This is a genomic window from Duganella caerulea (genome assembly GCF_040362985.1).
GTDB lineage: Bacteria > Pseudomonadota > Gammaproteobacteria > Burkholderiales > Burkholderiaceae_D > Rugamonas > Rugamonas vulcania.
In genome coordinates this window covers 690,820-713,757 of sequence record NZ_BPWJ01000001.1, presented here as the reverse complement: position 1 = coordinate 713,757, position 22,938 = coordinate 690,820, and the positions used below count along the sequence as shown (strand labels likewise).

Below are 22,938 nucleotides of genomic sequence, written 5' to 3'. Positions count from 1 at the left end.
CTTTGCATCATTGTGGTAAAAATAAGTTCGCTCCGGCCGCGAGGCCCTGTTAGCGGGCGACGCGAAGGCGGCCTGAGCGCTATCCGGCACTCTGGTGGTAGGCGCTTCAGCGCCGCAACAGCAGTTTCGTTAGAGGACTTGGGCGCAAAATACGCCAGGGGTGACAATGCGGGTGCGGCCAAAGTTCCCGCGCTTTAGCAGACCGGCACGACGGTCGCCAGTCACCAGCATCAATGGTTACTTGCCCATTGCACTGCTTCATCAACGATGGCATTCAATTCAGCCTCACCCACGCTGGCATTGGCCACCTTCACCTGTGCCGCGGTCAGTTCCAGGATGCGAGCGCGTACTGCGTCTTCGATGAAGCGGGATAGATCACCTTTACGACCACCGCCTTGGCTTGCGAGGTACATGCGAAGCGATTGATCGGTGTCCTGTGATACTGCGATATTCCAGCGTACTTGGCTCATGATTCTTCCAGCGTGGGGTGTTTGAGTGTTTATACGCCAGGATAAGAGCAAGTTCCAGATCGTCCACCGACGGATCGCGACGGTCCCTTGCGCGGCTATGATTCGTCAGCAGCCGGAGGCTTGACTTCATCGGCGGGCTGCGCATCCTGCGCATTCAAGCCGAAGGTGTTCCAATCCTCGCCGAACAATTCAACCGGGTGCTGGGTGCGGTCCGAGCCGTTCCCGCAGATCATGTTGTTTGCGGGGCAGTAGCGGTCGCAGCCCCAGCAGATCAGCTCGGGCTTGGCCGGATGTATCGGGAAGATCTTGGCCATGTCAGGCGTAACTCATCAAGTCGCCGCTGCGGTCGAAGGCCAGGAAGCGGTCCATCTGGCCTTGCTGGATGGCTCCCAGCATCTTGTTCAACGCGGCGTCGGTTTGCTGCGGGTCGGGCAGGCGCCCCTGCTTGCCGGACAACGTGGTGATCAGCAGTACATCCCATGGCTGGCCCATGCCCTTGGCTTCCTCGGCCAGGTTGGCGAACGTGTCGAGCTCGCCTACTTGCTTGTCCACGCACATGACCGGCACCAGCGTCGTGCGGGCCGGCGCGCCTGGCGGCAGGTCCGGTTCCGGCTCGGCGACCGCGAATGCCAGCAGCAGGCGCTGTGGCTCCGGCTGCATGGCGGCGGCGACGAGCAATTCTTCAAATGTGGCGATATTCATACTATTCCTCAATGGTCGGTGATCCAGGTTGTATGTATAACCCGCGCCGGTCCAGGTGCCCATTGCCATGAATGACTAGTCGAGGTAGTCAGTTTGCCTTAGTTCCGCACCAAAATTCCATGACCCAGGTTAAGGACTCGCGCACCGGCGGCGGCGAATAATGACAGCGTGGCCCCCACTGCGGCCACGTTGAAAGGACAATGATGATGAGCTTGATTGACCGCCCGGCGTATCTGCTGGCGCTGGCGCTGACCGCCGGCGCGGCCGGCGTCATGCTGAAGAATTACGGCCCGCACACCGGGCCACTCATGCAGGCACAGGCCGCGCAATGCGATGCAACGGCGGCCCAGGCCGTTCCGGCGGGGCGCGCCATCGAAGGGCAGATCCGCTATGACAGCGGACTGGTGCTGCGTTTCTGTAGTCTGGATGCGATGTTTGCACAGCTGGGCGCGATGGAGCAGCCGGGCATGGTGCGCGGCGTCTACGTGCGCGCGGCCGATGGACGCTGGCTCGCTGCGGCGGGCGCGCGCTACGGCCGTCGTGAGCGGGGTGCGTCCCCATCCTTGCTGGCCTATGCCGACAACGCCGCCGAGAGCGAGCACAGCCGCCTGCTCAGCTACCACGAGCTGCTGGCCTCCTGCGCCGGCGGCGATTGCGCCCGGGTTAGATGAACTAGTCACTTCGGCGTAGTCCCCCTAGTCCTTCTCACGCCCGCCAGCCACCTTCTTGCCGATTCACACGAAGCGTTGCCTTCCCTAGACTGCAGTCATCGTCGAGTCCATGCATGTTGCATGCGACCGCATGCCCGGTTGCCGCCGGGTGCAAGTTAGGAGGCAGCATGAGTCACTTTCTGGATCGCCTGAAGTTCTTCAATAAAACGGTATCGACCTTTTCCGACGGCCACGGCGCCGTCGTGCACGAGGATCGCACCTGGGAAAACGCCTATCGCCAACGTTGGCAGCACGACAAAATCGTGCGCTCCACGCACGGCGTCAACTGTACCGGCTCGTGCAGCTGGAAAGTCTATGTGAAGAACGGGCTGATCACCTGGGAAACGCAACAAACCGATTATCCACGTACCCGTCCCGACCTGCCGAACCACGAGCCGCGCGGCTGCCCACGCGGCGCCAGCTATTCGTGGTACGTGTATTCGGCCCAGCGGGTCAAGTACCCGATGGTGCGCGGCCGCCTGATGGAAATGTGGCGCGAAGCGCGCAAGACCATGGACCCGGTCACCGCCTGGGACTACATCAGCCAGAATCCAGAACGCGCCGCGCTGTACAAGTCGGTGCGCGGCCTGGGCGGCTTTGTGCGCGCCACCTGGGAAGAAAGTAACGAGATGATCGCCGCCGCCAACGCGCTGACGATCAAGAAATACGGCCCGGACCGCATCGTCGGCTTCTCGCCGATTCCCGCCATGTCGATGGTCAGCTACGCTGCCGGCACGCGCTACCTGTCGCTGATCGGCGGTGTGGCGCTGAGCTTCTACGACTGGTACTGCGACTTGCCGCCAGCCAGCCCGCAGGTGTGGGGCGAGCAGACCGACGTGCCGGAATCGGCCGACTGGTACAACTCGACCTACCTGATGGTGTGGGGCTCGAACGTGCCGATGACCCGCACCCCCGACGCCCACTTCTACACCGAGGTGCGCTACAAGGGCACCAAGACCGTGGCGGTGTCGTCCGACTTCGGCGAGATGGCCAAGTTCGGCGACATCTGGCTGGCGCCGAAGCAGGGCACCGATGCCGCGCTGGCGATGGCCATGGGCCATGTGATCCTGAAGGAATACCACACCTCGCACCAGTCTGCCTACTTCAAGGAATACGCCAAGCAGTACACCGACTTCCCGATGCTGGTGCTGCTGAAAGAACAGAACGGCACGCTGGCGCCGGAATACTTCCTGCGCGCCTCGCACCTGGCCAACAACCTGGACGAAACCAACAACCCTGACTGGAAAACCCTGGTCATCGACGAAGCCAGCGGCCGCATCGTGGCGCCGGCCGGTTCGATCGGCTTCCGCTGGGGCGAGTCCGGCAAGTGGAACCTGGAAATGAAAGAGGGCGGCAACGGCGCGCCGGTCGATCCGCTGCTGTCGCTGATCGGCTGCAGCGACGAGGTGCTGCCGGTCGGCTTCGCCTACTTCGGCGGCAAGGACGCCAGCGATCTGCTGATGCGCAACGTACCGGTCAAGCGCCTGACGCTGGCCGACGGCAGCACCGCGCTGGTCGCCACCGTGTTCGACCTGACGATGGCCAACTACGGCATCGACCGTGGCCTGGGCGGCGGCAACGTCGCCACCAGCTACGAGGACGACGTGCCGTACACCCCGGCCTGGCAAGTCAAGCACACCGGCGTCAAGGCCGCCGATGTGATCACCGTGGCGCGCCAGTTCGCCGAGAACGCCGACCAGACCCGTGGCAAGAGCATGGTCATCGTCGGCGCCGCGCTGAACCACTGGTACCACATGGACATGACCTATCGCGGCATCATCAACATGCTGATGATGTGCGGCTGCGTCGGCCAATCGGGCGGCGGCTGGGCGCACTACGTGGGCCAGGAAAAGCTGCGTCCGCAAACCGGCTGGACGCCGCTGGCGTTCGCCCAGGACTGGAACCGTCCGATGCGCCAGATGAACGGCACCTCGTTCTTCTACAACCACACCAGCCAGTGGCGCCACGAGAAGCTGCACACCGAGGAAATCGCCTCGCCAACGGCCGGCGACGACGTCGCACCAATGACGCTGCTGGACTACAACGCCAAGGCCGAGCGCCTGGGCTGGCTGCCATCGGCACCGCAGCTGCAGACCAATCCGCTGGAAGTGACCCGCGCCGCGGCAGCCGCCGGCATGAGCCCGGTCGACTACGCGGTCAGCCAGATCAAGGACAAGAAACTGGAATTCTCCTGCGACGATCCGGACAATCCAGCCAACTTCCCGCGCAATATGTTTGTGTGGCGCTCCAACATCCTGGGCAGCTCGGGCAAGGGCCACGAGTACTTCCTGAAGTATTTGCTGGGCACGCAGAACGCGCTGATGAGCGACGAGGACCACTGCATCAAGCCGCGCGACGTCAAGGTGCGTCCGGCCGCTGAAGGCAAGCTGGACCTGCTGGTGGTGCTGGACTTCCGCATGTCCACCACCTGCCTGTACGGCGACATCGTGCTGCCGACCGCGACCTGGTACGAGAAGGATGACCTGAACACGTCCGACATGCACCCGTTCATCCACCCGTTGTCGGAAGCGGTGCAGCCGCTGTGGCAGTCGAAGTCGGACTGGGAAATCTACAAGGGCATCGCCAAGAAGTTCGAGGAAATCGGCGGCGCCTACCTCGGCACCCAGCAGGATCTGGTGCTGACCCCGCTGATGCACGACACGCCGGGCGAACTGGGCCAACCGTTCGATCCGAAGGACTGGCGCGCAGGAGAATGCGAACCGGTGCCGGGCAAGACCATGCCCAACTTCACCGTGATCGAGCGCGACTACACCAAGATCCACCAGAAGTTCACCTCGATCGGCCCGCTGCTGGAGAAAATCGGCAACGGCGGCAAGGGCATCAGCTGGAAGACCGGCCATGAGGTCGACATCCTGCGCGGCATCAACCGCACGGTGACGGCGCCCGGCATCGCCCACGGCCAGCCGCGCCTGGACACCGCCATCGACGCGGCCGAAATGATCCTGTCGCTGGCGCCGGAAACCAACGGCCACGTGGCGGTCAAGGCCTGGGACGCGCTGTCCAAGATTACCGGACGCGACCACACCCACCTGGCGCTGCCGCGCGAGCACGACAGCATCCGCTTCCGCGACGTGCAGGCCCAGCCGCGCAAGATCATCTCCTCGCCGACCTGGTCGGGCCTGGAGTCGGAAGAAGTCAGCTACAACGCCTGCTATACCAACGTGCATGAACTGATCCCATGGCGCACGCTGACCGGCCGCCAGCAGTTCTACCAGGATCACCGCTGGATGCGTGATTTTGGCGAGGGGCTGTGCGTGTACAAGCCGGCGATCAACACCAAGACCACGGCGGCCATGCTGGGCGCCCAGCCGAACGGCAACAAGGAGATCGCGCTGAACTTCATCACGCCGCACCAGAAGTGGGGGATCCACTCCACCTACTCGGACAACCTGCGCATGCTCACGCTGTCGCGCGGCGGTCCGCACGTGTGGCTGTCGGAGACCGACGCCAAGGCGGCCGGCATCGTCGACAACGACTGGATCGAGGTGTTCAACGTCAACGGTACGCTGACCGCCCGCGCCATCGTCAGCCAGCGGGTGCCGGAAGGGATGACGCTGATGTACCACGCACAGGAGAAGATCATCAACGTGCCTGGCGCGGAGATGTCGGGCAAGCGGGGCGGTATCCACAATTCGGTCACGCGCGCCGTCACCAAGCCGACCCACATGATCGGTGGTTACGCGCAGCTGTCGTGGGGCTTCAACTACTACGGCACGGTCGGCTCCAACCGCGATGAATTCGTGTTGGTGCGCAAGATGAACAAGGTCGACTGGCTGGAAGGTCCGTTGAAAGAACAGACAGGGAGCAAAGCATGAAAATTCGCGCACAAATCGGCATGGTGCTGAACCTGGACAAGTGCATCGGCTGCCATACCTGCTCGGTCACATGCAAGAACGTGTGGACCAGCCGTGACGGCGTCGAGTACGCGTGGTTCAACAACGTCGAGACCAAGCCCGGCATCGGTTATCCGAAGGATTGGGAAAACCAGGACAAGTGGAACGGCGGCTGGCACCGCACCGACGCCGGCAAGATCGAGCCGCGCCAAGGCAGCCGCTTGAAGATCCTGGCGCAGATTTTCGCCAACCCGAACCTGCCGCAGATCGACGAGTACTACGAGCCGTTCACCTACGACTACGAGCGCCTGCAGAACGCGCCGCTGTCGGAAACGCCGCCGACCGCCCGTCCGATCTCCGTGTTGACCGGCAAGAAGATGGACAAGATCGAGTGGGGCCCGAACTGGGAGGACGACCTGGGCGGCGAATTCGCCCAGCGCAGCCAGGACAAGCTGTTCGACAATATGCAGAAGGAAATGTACGGCACCTTCGAGAACACCTTCATGATGTACCTGCCGCGCCTGTGCGAGCACTGCCTCAATCCGACCTGCGTCGCATCCTGCCCGTCGGGCTCGGTGTACAAGCGCGAGGACGACGGCATCGTGCTGATCGACCAGGATAAGTGCCGCGGCTGGCGCATGTGCATCTCCGGTTGCCCGTACAAGAAGATCTACTACAACTGGTCGTCCGGCAAGGCCGAGAAGTGCACCTTCTGCTACCCGCGCATCGAAGCGGGCCAGCCTACCGTTTGCTCGGAAACCTGCGTCGGCCGCATCCGCTACCTCGGCGTGCTGCTGTATGACGCCGACAAGATCGAACAGGCGGCGTCGGTGGCCGATCCGCGCGACCTGTATCCATCGCAACTGGGCCTGTTCCTCGATCCGCACGATCCTGCCGTGATCGAAGAGGCGCGCCGTCAGGGCATCCCGGACTCGTGGCTGGAATCGGCCAAGCGTTCGCCGGTGTACAAGATGGCGGTGGAGTGGAAGGTGGCGTTCCCGCTGCATCCGGAATACCGCACGCTGCCGATGGTGTGGTACATCCCGCCGCTGTCGCCGATCCAGGCCGCCGCCGAATCCGGCCGCATGGGCAAGAACGGCATCCTGCCGGACACCGCCAGCCTGCGCATTCCGGTGCAATACCTGGCCAACCTGCTGACCGCGGGCGACCAGCAGCCGGTGATCCGCGCGCTGGACCGCATGCTGGCGATGCGTGCCTACATGCGCAGCAAGCATGTGGCGACGACGCCGGACCTGGACGTGCTCAAGCAGGTCGGGCTGGAACCGGAGATGGTCGAGGACATGTACCACATCATGGCCATCGCCAACTACGAGGACCGCTTCGTGATCCCGAGCAGCCACAAGGAGATGGCCGAGGACAGCTTCAACGAGAAGGGCAGCTGCGGCTTCAGCTTCGGCAACGGTTGCTCGGACGGCGTCAGCGACGCCAGCCTGTTCGGCAAACGCAAGCACGGTTCGGAGATCTTCATCTCCATGCCGAAATCGCGCAAGAAAAAGGAGAACCTCGATGTCTGACCACGACCCAAGCGGCGCCTTCGGCTACAGCGTGCTGTCGGCCCTGCTGCTGTACCCGGAGCCGGAGCTGCTGGCCGAGCTGCCCGAGCTGGAGCAGCGCCTGCGGGACAAGCTGCCGCAGTGGCACGCGGCGGTGGCGGAGCTGCTGGCGCACCTGCGCCGCACCCCGCTGATCGACCTGCAACTGCAGTATGTGACGACGTTCGACCGCAACCCGTCGCACTCGCTGCACCTGTTCGAGCACATCCACGGCGAATCGCGCGACCGCGGCCAGGCCATGGTCGACCTGATGGCCGAGTACAGCAAGCACGGCCTGCAGATGGTCGGCAACGACCTGCCGGACTACGTGCCGCTGTTCCTGGAGTTCCTGTCGCAGCTGGAGAGCGAGCAGGCGGAGCGCATGCTGGGCGACGCCATCCACGTGCTGGCCTACATCGGCCGCAAGCTGCGCGCCAATGGCAGCCCGTACGCCGGCCTGTTCGACCTGCTGCAGGCCCTGTCGCCGGTGGCGGCCGAGGAACTGAGCGAGCCGCCGGTGCGCGACATGGACGAGGCGCTGGAAACCTTCGGCCCCGGCGCCGACGGCATCGAACCGTTGCTGGCGCCCACGCTGGCCGGCGGCGGTCATCCGGTCCATTTTTATCCGAAGGCGGCGGCGCCACAGCGTCATTGAGGAGCACACCATGAACTACGTACATCAATTTTTATTCGGCATCTATCCCTACATCGCGCTGGCGATTTTCCTGGTCGGCAGCCTGATCCGCTTCGACCGCGAGCAATACACCTGGAAGTCCGAGTCCAGCCAGACGCTCAACAACGGCATGCTGCGATTGGGCAGCCCGCTGTTCCACATCGGCGTGCTGGGCCTGTTCTTCGGCCACATGGCCGGCCTGCTGACCCCGGTGTGGGTGTGGGACACGCTGGGCGTCACCCACGGCGCCAAGCAGCTGGTGGCGATGGTGGCCGGCGGCGTGATGGGTTCGCTGTGCCTGGTCGGCTTGCTGATGCTGATCGCACGCCGCCTGAGCAACGAGCGCGTCCGTGCCCGCAGCACCTTCAAGGACAAGCTGGTGCTGTGCTGGCTGCTGGCGACCTTGCTGCTGGGCCTGTCCTCGATCTTCGCCTCGGCCTCGCACCTGGACGGCCACATGATGGTGCAGCTGATGACCTGGGCGCAGCACGTGGTCACGCTGCGCGGCGACGCCGCCGGCTTCATCGAGGAAGCGCCGCTGGTGTTCAAGCTGCACCTGTTCATGGGCATGTCGCTGTTCGCGATCTTCCCGTTCACCCGCCTGGTGCACGTGTGGAGCGGCTTCGGCGCCATCACCTACCTGAGCCGCGCCTATCAACTGGTGCGTCCACGCTAAGGAGACTATCATGGGTATCGCAGTCAACGGCGTCGACATCGACGACAGCGCCATCGAGGCGGAACTGCCGCACCAGGCGCAGGCGGACAACCCGCTGCGCCAGGCGGTGCACGAAGTGGTGCTGCGCACCGTGCTGTTGCAGGAAGCGGACCGGCTGGGCATCGCCGGCGAGGATGACGACCAGCGCATCGAAGCCCTGTTCGCGCAGGAAGTCACGGTGCCGGAAACGGACGAGGACAGCTGCCTGCGCTATTACCTGGGCCAGCCGCAGCGCTTCCGCAGCGGCGACCTGGTCGAGGCGCGCCACATCCTGTTCCAGGTGACCCCGGCCGCGCCGCTGGAGCTGTTGCGCCAGACGGCCGAGCTGATCCTGGCCGAGCTGCAGGCCCGTCCCGAGCGGTTCGAGGAGCTGGCGCGCCAGTACTCGAACTGCCCGTCGGGCGCGGTCGGCGGCAGCCTGGGCCAGCTGGCCCGCGGCCAGTGCGTGCCGGAGTTCGATGAACTGTTGTTCAGGTTGCAACCGGGTGAGCTGGCCGGACGCCTGCTGGAGACCCGCTTCGGCCTGCATATCGTGCAGGCCCGGCGCCGGGTCGAGGGCGAGGTGGTGCCGTTCTCGGCCGTCCACGCCCAGATCGCCGACGAGCTGCGCCGCCAGTCGTGGCAGCGCGCCTTGCACCAGTATCTGCACATCCTGGTCGGCCGGGCCGACATCGCCGGCGTCGAACTGGAAGGCGCGCAGTCGCCGCTGGTGCAGTAGGGTTATTCCTAACGGGCCTAGTCACTTAGGACTAGGCCCGCTAAGCCGTCATGCGCAGTGGCAGGGCGCGGCCCTGCCGCTACAATGACATCACACCATCTATCACAGGAGAGCGGCGATGTTAAGCGACAGGTTTGGTCGATCGATCGACTATTTGAGGGTCTCGGTCACCGATCGTTGCGATCTGCGCTGCACCTACTGCATGCCCAAGGATTTCAAGGGCTATGAAGACCCTCCCGACTGGCTCACCTTCGACGAGATCGAGCGGGTCGTGGCGGCCTTCGCCCGGCTGGGCACCTCGCGCGTGCGCCTCACCGGCGGCGAGCCGCTGACCCGCCGCAACCTGCCGCAACTGGCCAGCCGCCTGTCCAGCCTGGACGGCGTGCGCGACCTGTCATTGTCCACCAACGGCACCCGCCTGGCGCGCCACGCCGAGGCGCTGGCCGCCTCCGGCATCACCCGCGTCAACGTCAGCCTCGACACGCTGGACCGCGAATGCATGGCCGGCATCACCGGCCGCGACTGCCTGCCGTCGGTGCTGGACGGGCTGCAGGCCGCCAAGGCCGCCGGCCTGGCGCCGATCAAGATCAACATGGTCGCCATGCGCGGCGTCAACGATGCCGAGATCGACGCCATGGCGGCATTCTGCATCAAGGAGCAGTTCGTGCTGCGGCTGATCGAGGTCATGCCGATGGGCGAGACCGGCCGCAACACCGCCTACCTGAACCTGGCGCCGGTGCAGCAGCGCCTGGCCGAGAAATTCGGACTGGTGCCGCAGGCGCTGGAACTGGGCGGCGGGCCGGCGCGCTACTGGGCCACGACTGACGGCAGCGCCAGCATTGGCTTCATCACGCCGCTGTCGCAGCACTTCTGCGCCACCTGCAACCGCGTGCGGCTGGCGGTGGACGGCACCTTATACCTGTGCCTGGGCCAGGAACAGCAATATCCGCTGGCGCCCCTGCTGCGCGGCGGCGCCAGCGACGCCGAGCTGGAACAGGCGATCCGCGAAGCCATCGAACTCAAGCCCGAGCAGCACGACTTCGGCCGCCAGCCGGAGAAGATCGTGCGCTTCATGTCGCAAACCGGCGGCTAGGGGCGTGTATACTCGCGTCATTGCTGTAGAGATCAACGGAGAAAGCCATGTCTAGTGTAGCCACCGCCCGCCGGCGCCGAGCGCCATGCTGAAGCCGGCGCTGTTCGCCGGCTGGCAAAAACTGTCGACCCGCATCGTCGGCCTGCTGCTGAGCTTTCTGGCGATCGCGCTGACCGTGATCGGCTCGACGCTGCTGCTGTCCTGGCAGCTGGAGGGCAGCGCGGCCGCGATCAACGTGGCCGGCAGCTTGCGCATGGATAGCTACCGGCTGGCCCTGCTGACCACGCAGATGGACGCGCCACCCGGCCGCCAGGCGGTCAGCGAACAGCTGGGCCGCATGGAACGCACGCTGGACCTGCTGCGCCGCGGCGATCCGCAGCGTCCGCTGTTCCTGCCGCCGACCGCGGCCATCCGCACAGAGTTTGCCGAGGTGCAGCAGCAGTGGCGGCTGGAATTGTCGTCGCAGGTGCGCAACGCGCTGGCGGCCGGCGGGCTCGACCCGGCGGACAAGAGCATGGTCCAGCAGCGCACCGAGCGCTTTGTCGAGCACGTCGATTTGCTGGTGCAGCGCATCGAGCGCGACAGCGAAAGCCGCACCTTCTGGCTGCGCGCGTCGCAATTGCTGCTGCTGGCGCTGGCCTTGCTCGGCACGATCAGCATCATCTACCTGTTGTTCGACATGATCGTCGCGCCCGTGACGCGGCTGCAGGGCGGCATCGAGCGCATGCGCGAGCAGGATTTCAGCGTGCGGCTACCGGTCGACAGCAACGACGAGTTCGGCATGCTGGCCCACGGTTTCAACCAGATGGCCGACAAGCTGCAGGATTCCTACAGCAACCTGGAGCGCCGGGTGCAGCTCAAGACGGCCGAGCTGGAGCACCAGAACCGCGAACTGGCGCTGCTGTACGACAGCGCCTCGTTCCTGCAGCAGACGCAGTCAGCCGAGGCGATGTGCAAGGGCTTCCTGCAGCGCATCAGCGATTACTTCAGCGCCGACGGCGGCTCGGTGCGCATCCTCGACCCGAACCGCGGCAACCTGCACATGCTGGTTCATCAGGGCATTTCCGAGGAGCTGGTCGAGAGCGAACGCTGCCTGAAGGTGGGCGAGTGCCTGTGCGGCGAGGCGGTGGTCAGCAAGCTGGCCGTGATCCACGACCTGCGCCGCAAGGACGACCGCCACACGCTGAAATGCCACCGCGAAGGCTTCGCGACGATTTCGATCTTTCATATTTTCGCGCAGCGCCAGTACCTGGGCTTCTTCAACCTGCACTTCCGCACGCCGACCGTGTTCAGCGCGGCGCAGACGGCGCTGCTGGAGACGCTGGGCCAGCTGCTGGGCACGGCCATCGAGAACCTGCGCCTGCAGGGGCGCGACCGCGAGCTGGCCGTCTCCGAGGAGCGCAACCTGGTCGCCCAGGGCCTGCACGACAGCATCGCCCAGGGCTTGAACTTCCTGAACCTGCAGGTGCAGATGCTGGAGCAGTCGCTGCAGCGGCAGCGGCTGGACGAGGTGGAGAGCATCGTGCCGGCCCTGCGCGCCGGCGTCGAGGAGAGCTACCAGGACGTACGCGAGCTGCTGCACAACTTCCGCACCCGGCTGCAGGAGGGCAACCTGGTGTCGTCGCTGGAGACGGTGGTCGACAAGTTCCAGCGCCAGAGCGGCATCGCGGTGGATTTCGAGGCCGACTCGGACGGTGCGCCGTTCCCGCGCGAGCATCAGCTGCAGTTGCTGTTCATCGTGCAGGAGGCGCTGTCGAACGTGCGCAAGCACGCCTCGGCCACGCAGGTCTGGCTGAGCCTGAAGGACGACCAGGATTTCACCCTCAGCATCCGCGACAATGGCCACGGCTTCGACCCGGCCGCGCTGGAAACGCTGGGCGAGGCCCACGTCGGCCTGAACATCATGCGCGAACGCGCACAACGCATCGACGCGCAGCTGCATTTGAAGTCGGCGCCGGGCGCCGGCACCGAAGTGCTGCTGCGGCTGCCGCGCGCCCAGCGCCGCGCGGCTTAACATTAACAAGAAAGGCTGGAGCTGATGGACAAGGATACAAGCACGATCAGCGTGCTGCTGATAGACGATCACACACTGTTTCGCAGCGGCATACGCTCCCTGCTGCAACGCAACCCGGAGGTCACCGTGGTGGGCGAGGCGGCCGATGGCTTCGAAGGCGTCAAGCGGGCGCAGCAGCTCAAGCCGCAGGTGATCCTGCTGGACCTGAACATGCCCGGCATGTCGGGCCTGGAAACGCTGGAACAGCTGCGCCAGGATTGCCCGGACAGCGCGGTCGTGATGCTGACCGTGTCGGAGGACGCGGAAGACCTGAGCGTGGCGCTGAAGGCCGGCGCCAGCGGTTATCTGCTGAAGAATATCGACACCGATTTCCTGAGCCGGGCGATCCGCCGCGCGGCGGCCGGCGAGACCGTGCTGGCCGAGTCGATGACGGCCAAGCTGGTGGCGCAGTTGACGGCGGGCGCGGTGGCGCCGGTGGCGTCCGAGCTGGACAAGCTGACCCCGCGCGAACGGGAGATCCTCGATTGCCTGGCGCGCGGCGAAAGCAACAAGGGCATCGCGCGCGCACTGGACCTGGCCGAAAGCACGGTCAAGATCCATGTGCAGAACGTGCTGAAGAAACTTAAGCTGAGCAGCCGAGTCCAGGCCGCCGTGTATGCGGTCGAACATCGGATGCAGGGCAGCGCGTAAGCAGCTTTCAGCCGCCGCAGCAACCGCCGCAGCAACCACCGGCCGCGGCCGGCGCGGCAATGGCCTGGGCGCCGGCCGGATAGCCCGCTTGCGTCAGCTTGCGCGTCAGCAGGTGGGGCGAGGTCAGCGATTCGTCGATCTGGACGCGGGCGCGGCGGTCGAGCAGGGAGACGCGCACGTCGCTGACGCCGGCGATGTCGCTCAGCAGTTTGGCGACGTTGTCGGCCGAGCCTTCGTCGTCCATGCCTTCGATGAGAATTTCAGTTTGCATAGCATTCCTTTGAAGTTGAGGTTGAATTGGAACCATGCGAACAGCCTAAGCGAAACGGCGGCGGCGGTCGAGCGCCGGGGCGCAAAACGGCCGGGCAATTTGGAATTTCTTGATCCAGGTTATGCGAATCCGGCGCCAGCCTTCACCGGCCGCCACGCCGGGCAGACAATGGTGGCGTACTCTTTTAGGACATAGATCATGAGCTTGCTGCATATCGAAGAACCCGTCGGCCAGGCCGAGGCCTGGGACAGCCATCCCATATGGCGGCTGGGCTTCCGCCCGTTCTACCTGGTGGCGGCGGCGTTCGCCGCGCTGGCCATCCCCATGTGGATGCTGCGCTACCTGGGCTGGTGGCCGGCCGACGCCGGCGGCTGGCTGCACGTCGGCTTCGCCTGGCACATGCACGAGATGGTGTTCGGCATGGCGGCGGCGGTGGTGGTCGGCTTCCTGTACACCGCCGCGTTCAACTGGACCGGCTTCTGGACGCCGGTGCGCGGCAAGCTGGCGGCGCTGGTGGGCTTGTGGCTGCTGGGCCGCCTGGCGATGCTGCTGGCGCCGCCGCTGGCCGGCGCGCTGGTGGACTGGCTGTTCCTGCCGGCCGCCGCCTGGCCGCTGTGGCGCGTGATGCAAAAGGCCGGCAACCGCCGCAACTATTTCCTGGTCGGCTTGCTCGGCCTGATGGCGCTGGCCAACGGCGTGTTCCATGCGATCACGCTGGGCTGGATCACTGCCAGCCCGATTCCGCCGGTGCAGGCCGCCGTGCTGGTGATCGTGCTGATGGAGGCCGCCATCGGCACCCGCATCATTCCCATGTTCACCCGCAACGGCGCGCCCGGCACCAACCCACAAGTGCAACCCAGGCTGGACAAGTGGTCGCTGGGCCTGGTGGTGGCGTTCTCGGTCAGCTGGGTCGCCATGGCGCCGGCTTGGCTGGTCGCGCCGATCGGCGTGGCCGCCGCCGTGCTGGTCTTGCTGCGCCTGTGGCGCTGGCAGGCGCTGCGCACCGGCGCCGTGCCGCTGCTGTGGATCATGCACCTGTCGTACGCGTGGATCGCGGCCGGGTTGGTGTTGCTGTCGCTGTCGCGCTGGCAGATCGTCAGCGCCAGCGCCGGCTTCCACGCGCTGACGGTGGGCTCGATGGCCGGCCTGATCCTGGGCATGATGACCCGCACCACACTGGGCCACACGGGCCGGCCCCTGCGCGCCGGCAAGTTCGAGACCGCGATGTTCGGCCTGATCCAGTTCAGCGCGTTGTCGCGCGTGCTGTCGGCGCTGGGCTGGGACGGCGGACCGGGCATGCTGGTGGTCAGCGCGGTGTGCTGGACGGCGGCGTTCGGTCTGTACGTCTACGTCTACGCGCCTTACCTCAGCCGCGTGCGCGTCGACGGCAAACCGGGCTGATCCCGGGCGCGCCGTGCAACCATCCCCGTCGTCGCCGCAAGCCGGGTCCGAGGTGGCACAACAGCTTGTGCTGCTGCGGGAGCTGGAAGCGGCCTGGCATCGCCAGGGCTGCCGCTTCCAGCACTACGAGACCCATATCTCCTGGATTTACGTGCTGGACCGGCTGGCCTACAAGTTCAAGAAGGCGCTGCGTTTCGACGTGCTCGATTACGGCACGCTGGCGGCGCGCCGGCACTGCTGCGAGGAGGAAGTGCGCCTCAACCAGCGCCTGGCGCCCAGCCTGTACCTGGGTGTGAGCGCCGTCACCGGCGGCGGCGAGCCGACGCTGGACGGCGACGGCCCGGCGCTTGAATACGCGGTACGGATGCGCACCTTTCCGCAGCAGGCGCTATGGAGCGCGCGGCTGGACGCCGGGCTGCTGGAGCCGGACGAGATCGACGCGCTGGCGCTGCTGCTGGCGCGCTTCCACGCCGAGGCCGCGCGCGCCGCGCCGGACGCGCCGTGGGGCGGGGCCGACGCCATCGGCGAACTGGGGCGCGGCGACCTGGCCACGGTGGACAGCCTGCTCACCGGCCGCACCAACCGCGCGCGGCTGGCACGGCTGACGCGCTGGCACGCGGAGCAGATGGCGGATGCGCAGCGCTTCGAGCGGCGCCGCGCCGACGGCCATGTGCGCGAGTGCCACGGCGATCTCCACAGCGGCAATATCCTCAGCTGGGAAGGGCGGGTGGACGTGTTCGATGGCATCGAGTTCAACGACGAACTGCGCTGGACCGACGTGGTCGCCGATCTCGCCTTCATCGTCATGGACCTGCGCTTCCACGGCCGCGACGACCTGGCCGCGCGCCTGCTGCAAGGCTACCTGGCCGCCAGCGACGATTACGCCGGGCTGCCGCTGCTGGCGTTCTACGAGGCCAGGCGGGCGCTGGTTCGCTGCAAGGTATTGCTGCTGGCGGCCGCCGAGGCAGGGCCCGGCGAGGGCGCGGCCGCGCGCGCGGCGGCCGGGCGCTACCTGGCGCTGGCTGCGCGGCCCCAGCCCCGTCGCGGCGCGCTGGTGCTGATGCACGGCTACTCCGGCAGCGGCAAGTCGTACTGCGCGGCGCGGCTGGCGGCCGCGCTGGGCGCCATCCATATCCGCTCCGACGTCGAGCGCAAGCGCCTGCACGGACTGGCGCCGGCCGAGCACAGGCCCGCGCCGGGCGGGCAAGGCATCTACGACGCCGCCGCCGACCGCGCGACCTACGCGCGCCTGCTGCAACTGGCGCGCGCCATCGCTGCCGCCGGGCTGGATGTGGTGGTCGACGCCGCCCATCTGCACCGCTGGCAGCGGCAACCGTTCCAGGCGCTGGCGCGGGAGCTGGGCCTGGCCTTCGTCATTGTCGATCTGCCGGCGGACGACGCTTTGCTGCGCGAACGGCTGCGCCAGCGCGCGCTCGGCCCGCCCGACGCATCGGACGCCGGCACCGAGGTGTTGGACTACCAGTACGCGACCCATGAACCGCTGACGGCGGCCGAGCGCCGCCACGTGCTGCCGCTTGATGGCGCGGCCGCCGACTTGCCGGCGCGCATCGGCACGCTGGCCGCTACGGTGCGGGCGCGGCGGCGGCCAGCGCCCGCGCGGCCAGTGCCCTGAATTCCGCCGCCGGCAGCGGCTGGCTGAACAGGAAACCCTGGAAGGAATTGCAGTTGGTGGCGGCCAGGAAGGCGTGCTGGTCGTCCGTCTCGACGCCCTCGGCCACGATGGTCAGCCCCAGCGTGTGCCCCAGCACGACGATGATGCGGGCGATGGCGGCGTCGTTGGGATCGCTCAGCACGTCGCGCGCGAAGCTGCGGTCGATCTTCAGCTGGTCCAGCGGCAGGCGCTTCAGGTACGACAGCGAGGAATAGCCGATGCCGAAATCGTCCAGCGCGAAGGCGATGCCGATGCGCTTGAGGATGCGCATCTTGTCGGCCACGCTGGAAAAATCGTCCAGCATCAGGTTTTCGGTCAGCTCCAGTTCCAGCCGGTGCGGGTCGGCGCCGGCGTCGCTGAGCGCCTTCTGCACCTGGGCGGCGAAAGCCGGCTGGCGGAACTGGTAGGGACTGACGTTGACGGCCAGCTTCAGCGCGCTCATGGCCGGATCGTCGGCCCACAAGGCCAGCTCGGCGCAGGCGCTTTGCAGCACCCATTGCCCCAGCGGCACGATGACGCCGGTGCTCTCGGCCAGCGTGATGAACTGGTCCGGCAGCACCAGCCCGCGGCGCGGATGGTGCCAGCGCAGCAGCGCCTCGGCGCCGATCAGGCGGCCGGCCGCGTCCACCTGGGCCTGGTAGTACAGCTCGAACTCGCCGCGCTGCAGCGCCTGCTGAAGATCGTGCTCGATCTCGGCGCGGGCGTTGGCGGCCTGCTGCATCTGCGGCTCGAAGAAGCGCAGCGTGTTGCGGCCGGCGCTCTTGGCCTGGTACATCGCCAGGTCGGCGTGCCGCAGCACCTCGTCCAGCGTCAGCTCGTGGTCCGAGATCAGCGTCACGCCGATGCTGGGCGTGCAGTGGTAGGGGCGGTCGGCCAGCTGGTACGGGCGGTTCAGGCTGGCCAGCACGGCGTCGCCGATTTCCTGCGCCTTGAAGGCCGCCTGTTGCGCGTCCTCGCTCAAGCCTTCGATCATGACGACGAACTCGTCGCCGCCGAGCCGGGCCACGGTGTCGACCGTGCGCACGCAGGCCGGCAGCCGCTGCGCCACCTGGCGCAGCAGCACGTCGCCCTGGTCGTGGCCCAGCGTGTCGTTGAGCATCTTGAAGTTGTCCAGGTCGATGAACATCAGGGCGCCGATCAGCTTGGTGCGGGCGCAGCTGTCGATGGCGTGGCGCAGGCGGTCCACCAGCAGCCGGCGGTTGGGCAGCCTGGTCAGCGGATCGTAGAAGGCCAGCTGGCGGATTTCCTCCTCGGCCTGCTTGCGGGCGCTGATGTCGGTCTGGGTACAGACATAGTGGCGGATCACGCCCTGGTCGTCGCGGATGGCGCTGATGATGGTCCAGGTCGGATAGATCTCGCCGTTCTTGCGGCGGTCCCAGCACTCGCCCTGCCAGGAGCCGCGGTGGATGATGCTGTCCCACATGGCGGCGTAGAAGGCCTGGTCGTGCCGGCCCGACTTGAGCACGCGCGGCGTGCGGCCCAGGATTTCCTCCTGCGTGTAGCCGGTGCTGGCGGTGAAGGCGGAATTGATGCGCAGGATGGTGCTTTGGGCATCGGTGATCATCATCGCCTCCTGCGAATCGAAGGCGACCGCCGCGATGTGCAGCTGTTCGGCCGCGTGCAGGCTGTCGGTGACGTCGAGCGAGATGCCCAGCAGGTGCGAGGGCTGGCCCGCGCTGTCGAGCAGCACCATTTTCCGGGTGTGCAGGTAGCGGGTCCGGCCGTTCGCCTCCGTTACGGCCTCGGCCGGCAGGTCCAGCACCTGGCGCGTGGCGATCACCTGGCGGTCGGAGGCGATGCGGGCCCGCGCCTCGGCGTCGGCGTGCAGGTCCTGGTCGGTGCGGCCGATGATGGCGTCGCGCGGTTTGCCCAGCAGCAGTTCGCCGGCCGCGTTGACCAGCTCGTAGCGCAGGTCGGCCGCGCGCTTGACCACCACGGCGGCCGGCATGTGCTCCAGGATGGACGCCATCAGGTGGCGCGATTGCTGCAAGGCGTCGGTGCGCTCCTGCACGCGCTGCTCCAGCTCGATGTTGCTGAGCGTGATCCTGGCCTGGGCCTCCAGCTGGGCCGCCTCGCTGCGCCGCAGCCGGGCCGCGGCCTCGGTCAGCGTGGCGGCAACCTGGCGCGCCTCGCGCAGCTTGATGTGGTGCGGCGGCAGGTCGGTGCCGCTGCCCAGCGCGGCCGAGATCTCGACCAGCTGGGCCATGGCGCGGCGGATGTGGGCGCCCGCGAACAGGGCCAGCGCGATGCCGACCGCCAGCAGCAGGGCGCTGGCGCCCAGGTTGAAGGCCAGCGAGCGCCACAGTTCGCCGTCCACGCTGGCCGCCGGGATGCCGATGGCGACCGCCCAGCCGCTGTCCGAGGAGCGGGCAAAGCTCGTGTACACCGCGATGCCTTCAAGCGTGATCAAGCGGGCATGCCCCTGCGGCGCGGCGGCGATCAGCCGCAGCAGGTCGGGCTGGGCGCGCTTGCCCACATACTGTGCCGGCGCCCGGCTGCGCGCAACGATGGTGCCGCCGCCATCGATGATGGCCACCACCCAGTTGGCCGGCAGCTTGCGGCTGGCCAGCAGGCTCGCGAACTCGGCGGCGTTCTGGCCGGCGTCGAGGAAATAGGCGAGCTTGCCGCTGACCCGCACCGGGAGGCAGATGCTCATGACGCCGGCGCCGGTGACGGCGCCGACATAGAGGTCGGATACCTGCATGCGCCCGCTCGCGGCGGCCTTGGCGATCAGGGCCGGGTTGCCGTGCCGGGGCAGCGGCGTGCCGAACGGCCTGAGGGTGTTGACCAGCTGCTGGCCGTGGACGTCGGTCAGCACGAAGTTGGTGGCATTGGTGTAGGGCCTGGCCGCCTCGGCCTGGCGCTGGAACGCGGCCAGGTCGGCGTGCTGCAAGGCGGGCGAGGTGCTCAGCGCGCCGGCCACGGCGCCAAGCGACTTGAACTCGCTGTCGATATCGAGCATCAGGTTGCGCGCCGTTTGCAGGGCCTGGGCCTCGCTGCGCGCGCGGCTGGCGTCGAACGCTTGCAACGACCAGACCAGGCCGATCAGAAAGGCGGGCAGGACCAGGGCGGCCACAATGAACAGCAAGATATTACGTACGGTGTGAAGACGGTGCATGACGTTCCTGGGCGGTCGCAGCGGGCGGCAAGATGCCCTTGAATTGGCATTATGATCGGTGCTGGTGGGCGTTTTTATGATATGGATCAAGCCTTTGCCGGATAGATGTGGTAGCGGCGCCCGCGGCCGGGCCAGCGGAAAGGGCGCCGTTGTGCCGCCCGGACGGACCACCCCAGCGCGGCGCGAACGTGTGCTACGCTGGTGCGGTCGCTGAACAGGGATGCTTGCATGAACGATCAAGGACTCACCGCTGCGGAGGTGGCGGCCAGGCTGCTGGCCGACGGCCCGAACCAGCTGCCGGCGTCGCGCCCGCTCGGCGCGTGGCGCCTGCTGGTGGACGTGGTTTCCGAGCCAATGTTCCTGCTGCTGGTGGCTTGCGGCGCGGTCTACCTGGCCATCGGCGACCGGGCCGAGGCCTTCATGTTGCTGGGGTTCGTGCTGGTCGTCATTGTCATGACATTTTTGCAACAGCGGCGCACCGAACGCTCGCTCGAGGCCTTGCGCGACCTGTCCTGCCCGCGCGCGCTGGTGGTGCGGGACGGCCGGCAGGAGCGCGTCGCCGGCAGCGAGCTGGTGGCGGGCGACCTGGTGCTGCTGGCCGAGGGCGACCGCGTGCCGGCCGACATGGAACTGACGGCCGCCTCCAACCTGACGGTAGACGAATCGATGCTCACCGGCGAGTCGGTGCCGGTCACCAAGCATGCGGCGGCGGAAGGCGCGGGCGAGGTCGACAGCCGGGTCTACTCCGGCACGCTGGTGACGCAGGGGACGGCCAGCGGGGTGGTGGTGGCGACCGGACCGCGCAGCGCGCTGGGACGCATCGGCGTGTCGCTGGCGACGCTGGGCGGCGAGCTGACGCCGATCCAGGTGGAGACCGGGCGCGTGGTCAAGACGGTCGCCGTGGCCGGCCTGTGCCTGGCCGCCGGCCTGGCGTTCGCCCACTGGTGGCTGCGCGGCGACTGGCTGCAAGGCTTGCTGGCCGGGCTGACGCTGGCCATGGCGATTCTGCCGGAGGAATTGCCGGTCATCCTGACGCTGTTCCTGGGCCTGGGCGCGCGGCGGCTGGGGCGCGAACAGGTGCTGGCGCGCAGCATCCCGGCCATCGAGCTGCTGGGCGCGACCAGCGTGCTGTGCGTCGACAAGACCGGCACGCTGACCGTCAACCGCATGCGGGTCGCGCAACTGTGGTCGGAGCAGGGCGGCTACGCCTGCCAGCCGGCGAACCCGGAGCCCTTGCAGGAAGAGCTGCACGGCCTGCTCGAATACGCGGTGCTGGCCAGCCATCGGCGCGCCTTCGATCCGATGGAGTCCGCCATCGGCGAGGCCGGCGCGCGCCTGCTGGCCAACACCGAACACCTGCACGCCGACTGGACGCTGATCGACGACTACCCCCTGTCGCGCCAGATGCTGGCGATGTCGCGGGTGTGGCGCTCGCCGGACCATTCGGCCTACCTGGTCGCCGCCAAGGGCGCGCCGGAGGCCATCGTCGACCTGTGCCACATGGCGCCGGAACGCGCCGCCGCCATCGCGGCGCAGGTGGCGGCGATGGCCGACAGCGGCCTGCGCGTGATCGCCGTCGCCAGCGCCAGCTTCCCGGCGGTGCGCCTGCCGGACAGCCAGCATGATTTCGATTTCGTGTTCCTCGGCCTGGTGGCGCTGGAGGATCCGGTGCGGCCCGAAGTGCCGCAGGCGGTGGCGGAATGCCAGGCGGCGGGCATGCGTGTGGTGATGATCACCGGCGACCATCCCGCCACGGCGCTGGCGATCGCGCGGCAGGCGGGCATCGCCGGTCCCGGTGTCGGGCTGCTGTCCGGCGAGGAGCTGGGCGCGCTGGACGACGCGGCGCTGCTGGCGCGGCTGCCCGCCACCGGGGTGTTCTGCCGGATCTCGCCGGAGCAGAAGCTGCGGCTGGTGCAGGCCTTCCGCGGCCGGGGTGACATCGTCGCCATGACCGGCGACGGCGTCAACGACGCGCCGGCGCTGAAGGCGGCCAGCATCGGCGTGGCGATGGGCGCGCGCGGCAGCGACGTCGCGCGCGAGGCGGCGGCGCTGGTGCTGCTCAAGGATGATTTTTCGTCGCTGTTGCTGGCGGTGCGCCACGGCCGGCGCCTGTTCGCCAACCTGCGCAAGGCGATCGTGTTCATCGTCGCGGTGCACGTGCCGATCGTGGGCCTGTCGATCCTGCCGGTGCTGCTGGGATGGCCGATCCTGCTGATGCCGGTGCACATCCTGTTCCTGCAGCTGGTGATCGATCCCGCGTGTTCCATCGTGTTCGAGGCCGAGCCGATCGAGGCCGGCGCGATGTTCGCCAAACCACGCAGCCCTGGCCAGCATCTGTTCGACCGCGAGATCCTGGTGCGCGGCCTGCTGCAAGGGAGCGGCCTGCTGATGATCCTGATCGGCCACCACCTGCTGGCCGCGTGGTCGGGCCAGTCCGAGGCGAGCGTCCGCACCACGACCTTCCTCGCGCTGATCCTGGCCAACCTTGGGCTGATCCACGCCAACCGCAGCTGGATGCCTGCCGCGCGGGGACGGCGCGCGGCGCCGAACCGCTCCTTCGCCTGGATCGCCGTGTCGACGTTGTTGTTGCTGGCGCTGGTGCTGGCCGTGGCGCCGGTTCGCGCGCTGTTTGCCTTCGCGCTACCTGGCGCGGTGCCGCTGGCGTTGTCGGTTTTGGTCGCCGCGCTGAGCGTGGCATGGTTCGAGTTCGTTAAATGGAAAGGAAAATCAAATGAACGATCAATTGAATGAGTGGCGGTACGGGCGGCTGGCGGTCTGGCTGCATTGGCTGTCCGCGGCCTTGATCGTCGGCCTGTTGGGCGTCGGCTGGTACATGATGGCCATCGAAGACCAGCCGGGAAGCGGCTGGTACTTCGACCAGCACAAGTCGTTCGGCCTGGTGCTGTTTGCCTTGCTGCTGATTCGCCTGTGCTGGCGGCTCACGCACAAGCCGGCGCCGCTGCCGGCCAGCGTGCCTGGTTGGCAGAGAACTGTCTCCAGCCTGACCCAATGGCTGCTGTATGCCTGCATGTTCGCCATGCCGGTGATCGGCTTTCTCGGCGCGGCCCATACCAAGCGTGGTGTGGCGTTGTTCGGCGCCGCTTTCCCGGTCTGGTTCGCGCCGGACCATGACGTGGCCGAGCAGTTCTTCGATGTCCATTCCGGGCTGGCGGTCGTCATGACAGCGTTGATCGTCCTGCATGTGCTGGCGGGCCTCAAGCACCTGTTGGTCGACAAGGACGGGGTCTTTCGCCGGATCTGGTTCTGAGCGAGCGACGTTAATA

The 22,938-nt window shown here is 67.1% G+C and carries 18 protein-coding genes and 1 pseudogene; 13 read left to right on the top strand and 6 right to left on the bottom strand.

The features are described from left to right. Positions 1-129 precede the first annotated feature (129 nt). From ACUJB0_RS03055 to ACUJB0_RS03040, 4 genes and pseudogenes are all read right to left on the bottom strand, one after another. A pseudogene (locus ACUJB0_RS03055) lies at positions 130-228 on the bottom strand (putative toxin-antitoxin system toxin component, PIN family); the annotation flags it as partial. 2 nt (positions 229-230) lie between these two features. Then, complete coding sequence (locus ACUJB0_RS03050; RefSeq protein ID WP_161086845.1) at positions 231-470, bottom strand: ribbon-helix-helix domain-containing protein; 240 nt, start codon at positions 468-470, stop codon at positions 231-233. A gap of 95 nt (positions 471-565) precedes the next feature. After that, positions 566-784, bottom strand: a complete 219-nt coding sequence (locus ACUJB0_RS03045; RefSeq protein WP_444843934.1) for a DUF3079 domain-containing protein — start codon at positions 782-784, stop codon at positions 566-568. A 1-nt stretch (position 785) separates the two neighbouring features. Beyond that, complete coding sequence (locus ACUJB0_RS03040; protein WP_444843933.1) at positions 786-1,172, bottom strand: hypothetical protein; 387 nt, start codon at positions 1,170-1,172, stop codon at positions 786-788. 206 nt (positions 1,173-1,378) lie between these two features. On the opposite strand from ACUJB0_RS03040, the gene ACUJB0_RS03035 reads away from it, so the two are divergent. The 9 genes from ACUJB0_RS03035 (at position 1,379) to ACUJB0_RS02995 (ending at position 13,192) form a co-directional block, all read left to right on the top strand. Further along, a complete protein-coding gene (locus ACUJB0_RS03035; protein WP_444843932.1) occupies positions 1,379-1,843 on the top strand; it encodes a hypothetical protein in 465 nt (154 codons plus the stop codon). 167 nt (positions 1,844-2,010) lie between these two features. After that, positions 2,011-5,718: a nitrate reductase subunit alpha gene (locus tag ACUJB0_RS03030; protein ID WP_444843931.1), complete on the top strand. Its 3,708-nt coding sequence runs from the start codon at positions 2,011-2,013 to the stop codon at positions 5,716-5,718. Beyond that, positions 5,715-7,271 (top strand): nitrate reductase subunit beta, encoded by a 1,557-nt coding sequence (narH, locus tag ACUJB0_RS03025; protein WP_444843930.1) that lies wholly within the window; start codon positions 5,715-5,717, stop codon positions 7,269-7,271. Before ACUJB0_RS03030 ends, narH begins: the two co-directional genes overlap by 4 nt. Further along, positions 7,264-7,944, top strand: a complete 681-nt coding sequence (narJ, locus tag ACUJB0_RS03020) for a nitrate reductase molybdenum cofactor assembly chaperone (RefSeq protein WP_444843929.1) — start codon at positions 7,264-7,266, stop codon at positions 7,942-7,944. Before narH ends, narJ begins: the two co-directional genes overlap by 8 nt. Before the next feature lie 10 nt (positions 7,945-7,954). Next, positions 7,955-8,638, top strand: a complete 684-nt coding sequence (gene narI / locus ACUJB0_RS03015; protein ID WP_444843928.1) for a respiratory nitrate reductase subunit gamma — start codon at positions 7,955-7,957, stop codon at positions 8,636-8,638. Positions 8,639-8,648: 10 nt separating this feature from the next. Then, entirely contained in the window at positions 8,649-9,395 is a 747-nt protein-coding gene (locus ACUJB0_RS03010; RefSeq protein WP_444843927.1) for a peptidylprolyl isomerase, read from the top strand. A gap of 118 nt (positions 9,396-9,513) precedes the next feature. After that, complete coding sequence (gene moaA / locus ACUJB0_RS03005) at positions 9,514-10,488, top strand: GTP 3',8-cyclase MoaA (protein ID WP_444843926.1); 975 nt, start codon at positions 9,514-9,516, stop codon at positions 10,486-10,488. A gap of 85 nt (positions 10,489-10,573) precedes the next feature. Further along, positions 10,574-12,502, top strand: coding sequence for a type IV pili methyl-accepting chemotaxis transducer N-terminal domain-containing protein (locus ACUJB0_RS03000; protein WP_444843925.1), 1,929 nt, complete (start codon positions 10,574-10,576; stop codon positions 12,500-12,502). Positions 12,503-12,526: 24 nt separating this feature from the next. Beyond that, positions 12,527-13,192: a response regulator gene (locus tag ACUJB0_RS02995; protein ID WP_444843924.1), complete on the top strand. Its 666-nt coding sequence runs from the start codon at positions 12,527-12,529 to the stop codon at positions 13,190-13,192. Between the two features lie 7 nt (positions 13,193-13,199). On the opposite strand, the gene ACUJB0_RS02990 is transcribed toward ACUJB0_RS02995, so the two are convergent. Next, a complete protein-coding gene (locus ACUJB0_RS02990) occupies positions 13,200-13,463 on the bottom strand; it encodes a heavy-metal-associated domain-containing protein (protein ID WP_444843923.1) in 264 nt (87 codons plus the stop codon). 198 nt (positions 13,464-13,661) lie between these two features. Here ACUJB0_RS02990 and ACUJB0_RS02985 point away from each other — a divergent pair, with 198 nt between their 5' ends. Both ACUJB0_RS02985 and ACUJB0_RS02980 read left to right on the top strand, forming a co-directional pair. Then, complete coding sequence (locus tag ACUJB0_RS02985) at positions 13,662-14,864, top strand: NnrS family protein (protein WP_444843922.1); 1,203 nt, start codon at positions 13,662-13,664, stop codon at positions 14,862-14,864. 13 nt (positions 14,865-14,877) lie between these two features. Further along, positions 14,878-16,497, top strand: coding sequence for a bifunctional aminoglycoside phosphotransferase/ATP-binding protein (locus ACUJB0_RS02980; protein ID WP_444843921.1), 1,620 nt, complete (start codon positions 14,878-14,880; stop codon positions 16,495-16,497). Here ACUJB0_RS02980 and ACUJB0_RS02975 read toward each other — a convergent pair. Then, positions 16,448-19,654, bottom strand: coding sequence for a bifunctional diguanylate cyclase/phosphodiesterase (locus ACUJB0_RS02975; protein ID WP_444843920.1), 3,207 nt, complete (start codon positions 19,652-19,654; stop codon positions 16,448-16,450). The genes ACUJB0_RS02980 and ACUJB0_RS02975 overlap by 50 nt on opposite strands. Positions 19,655-19,855: 201 nt before the next feature. On the opposite strand from ACUJB0_RS02975, the gene ACUJB0_RS02970 reads away from it, so the two are divergent. Together ACUJB0_RS02970 and ACUJB0_RS02965 are read left to right on the top strand one after the other, a co-directional pair. Further along, positions 19,856-22,405 carry a cation-translocating P-type ATPase gene (locus ACUJB0_RS02970; protein ID WP_444843919.1) on the top strand — a complete coding sequence of 850 codons (2,550 nt, stop codon included), beginning with the start codon at positions 19,856-19,858 and terminating at the stop codon, positions 22,403-22,405. Continuing rightward, positions 22,386-22,922, top strand: a complete 537-nt coding sequence (locus ACUJB0_RS02965; RefSeq protein WP_444843918.1) for a cytochrome b — start codon at positions 22,386-22,388, stop codon at positions 22,920-22,922. The genes ACUJB0_RS02970 and ACUJB0_RS02965 overlap by 20 nt, the downstream gene beginning before the upstream one ends. Positions 22,923-22,938: the final 16 nt, after the last annotated feature.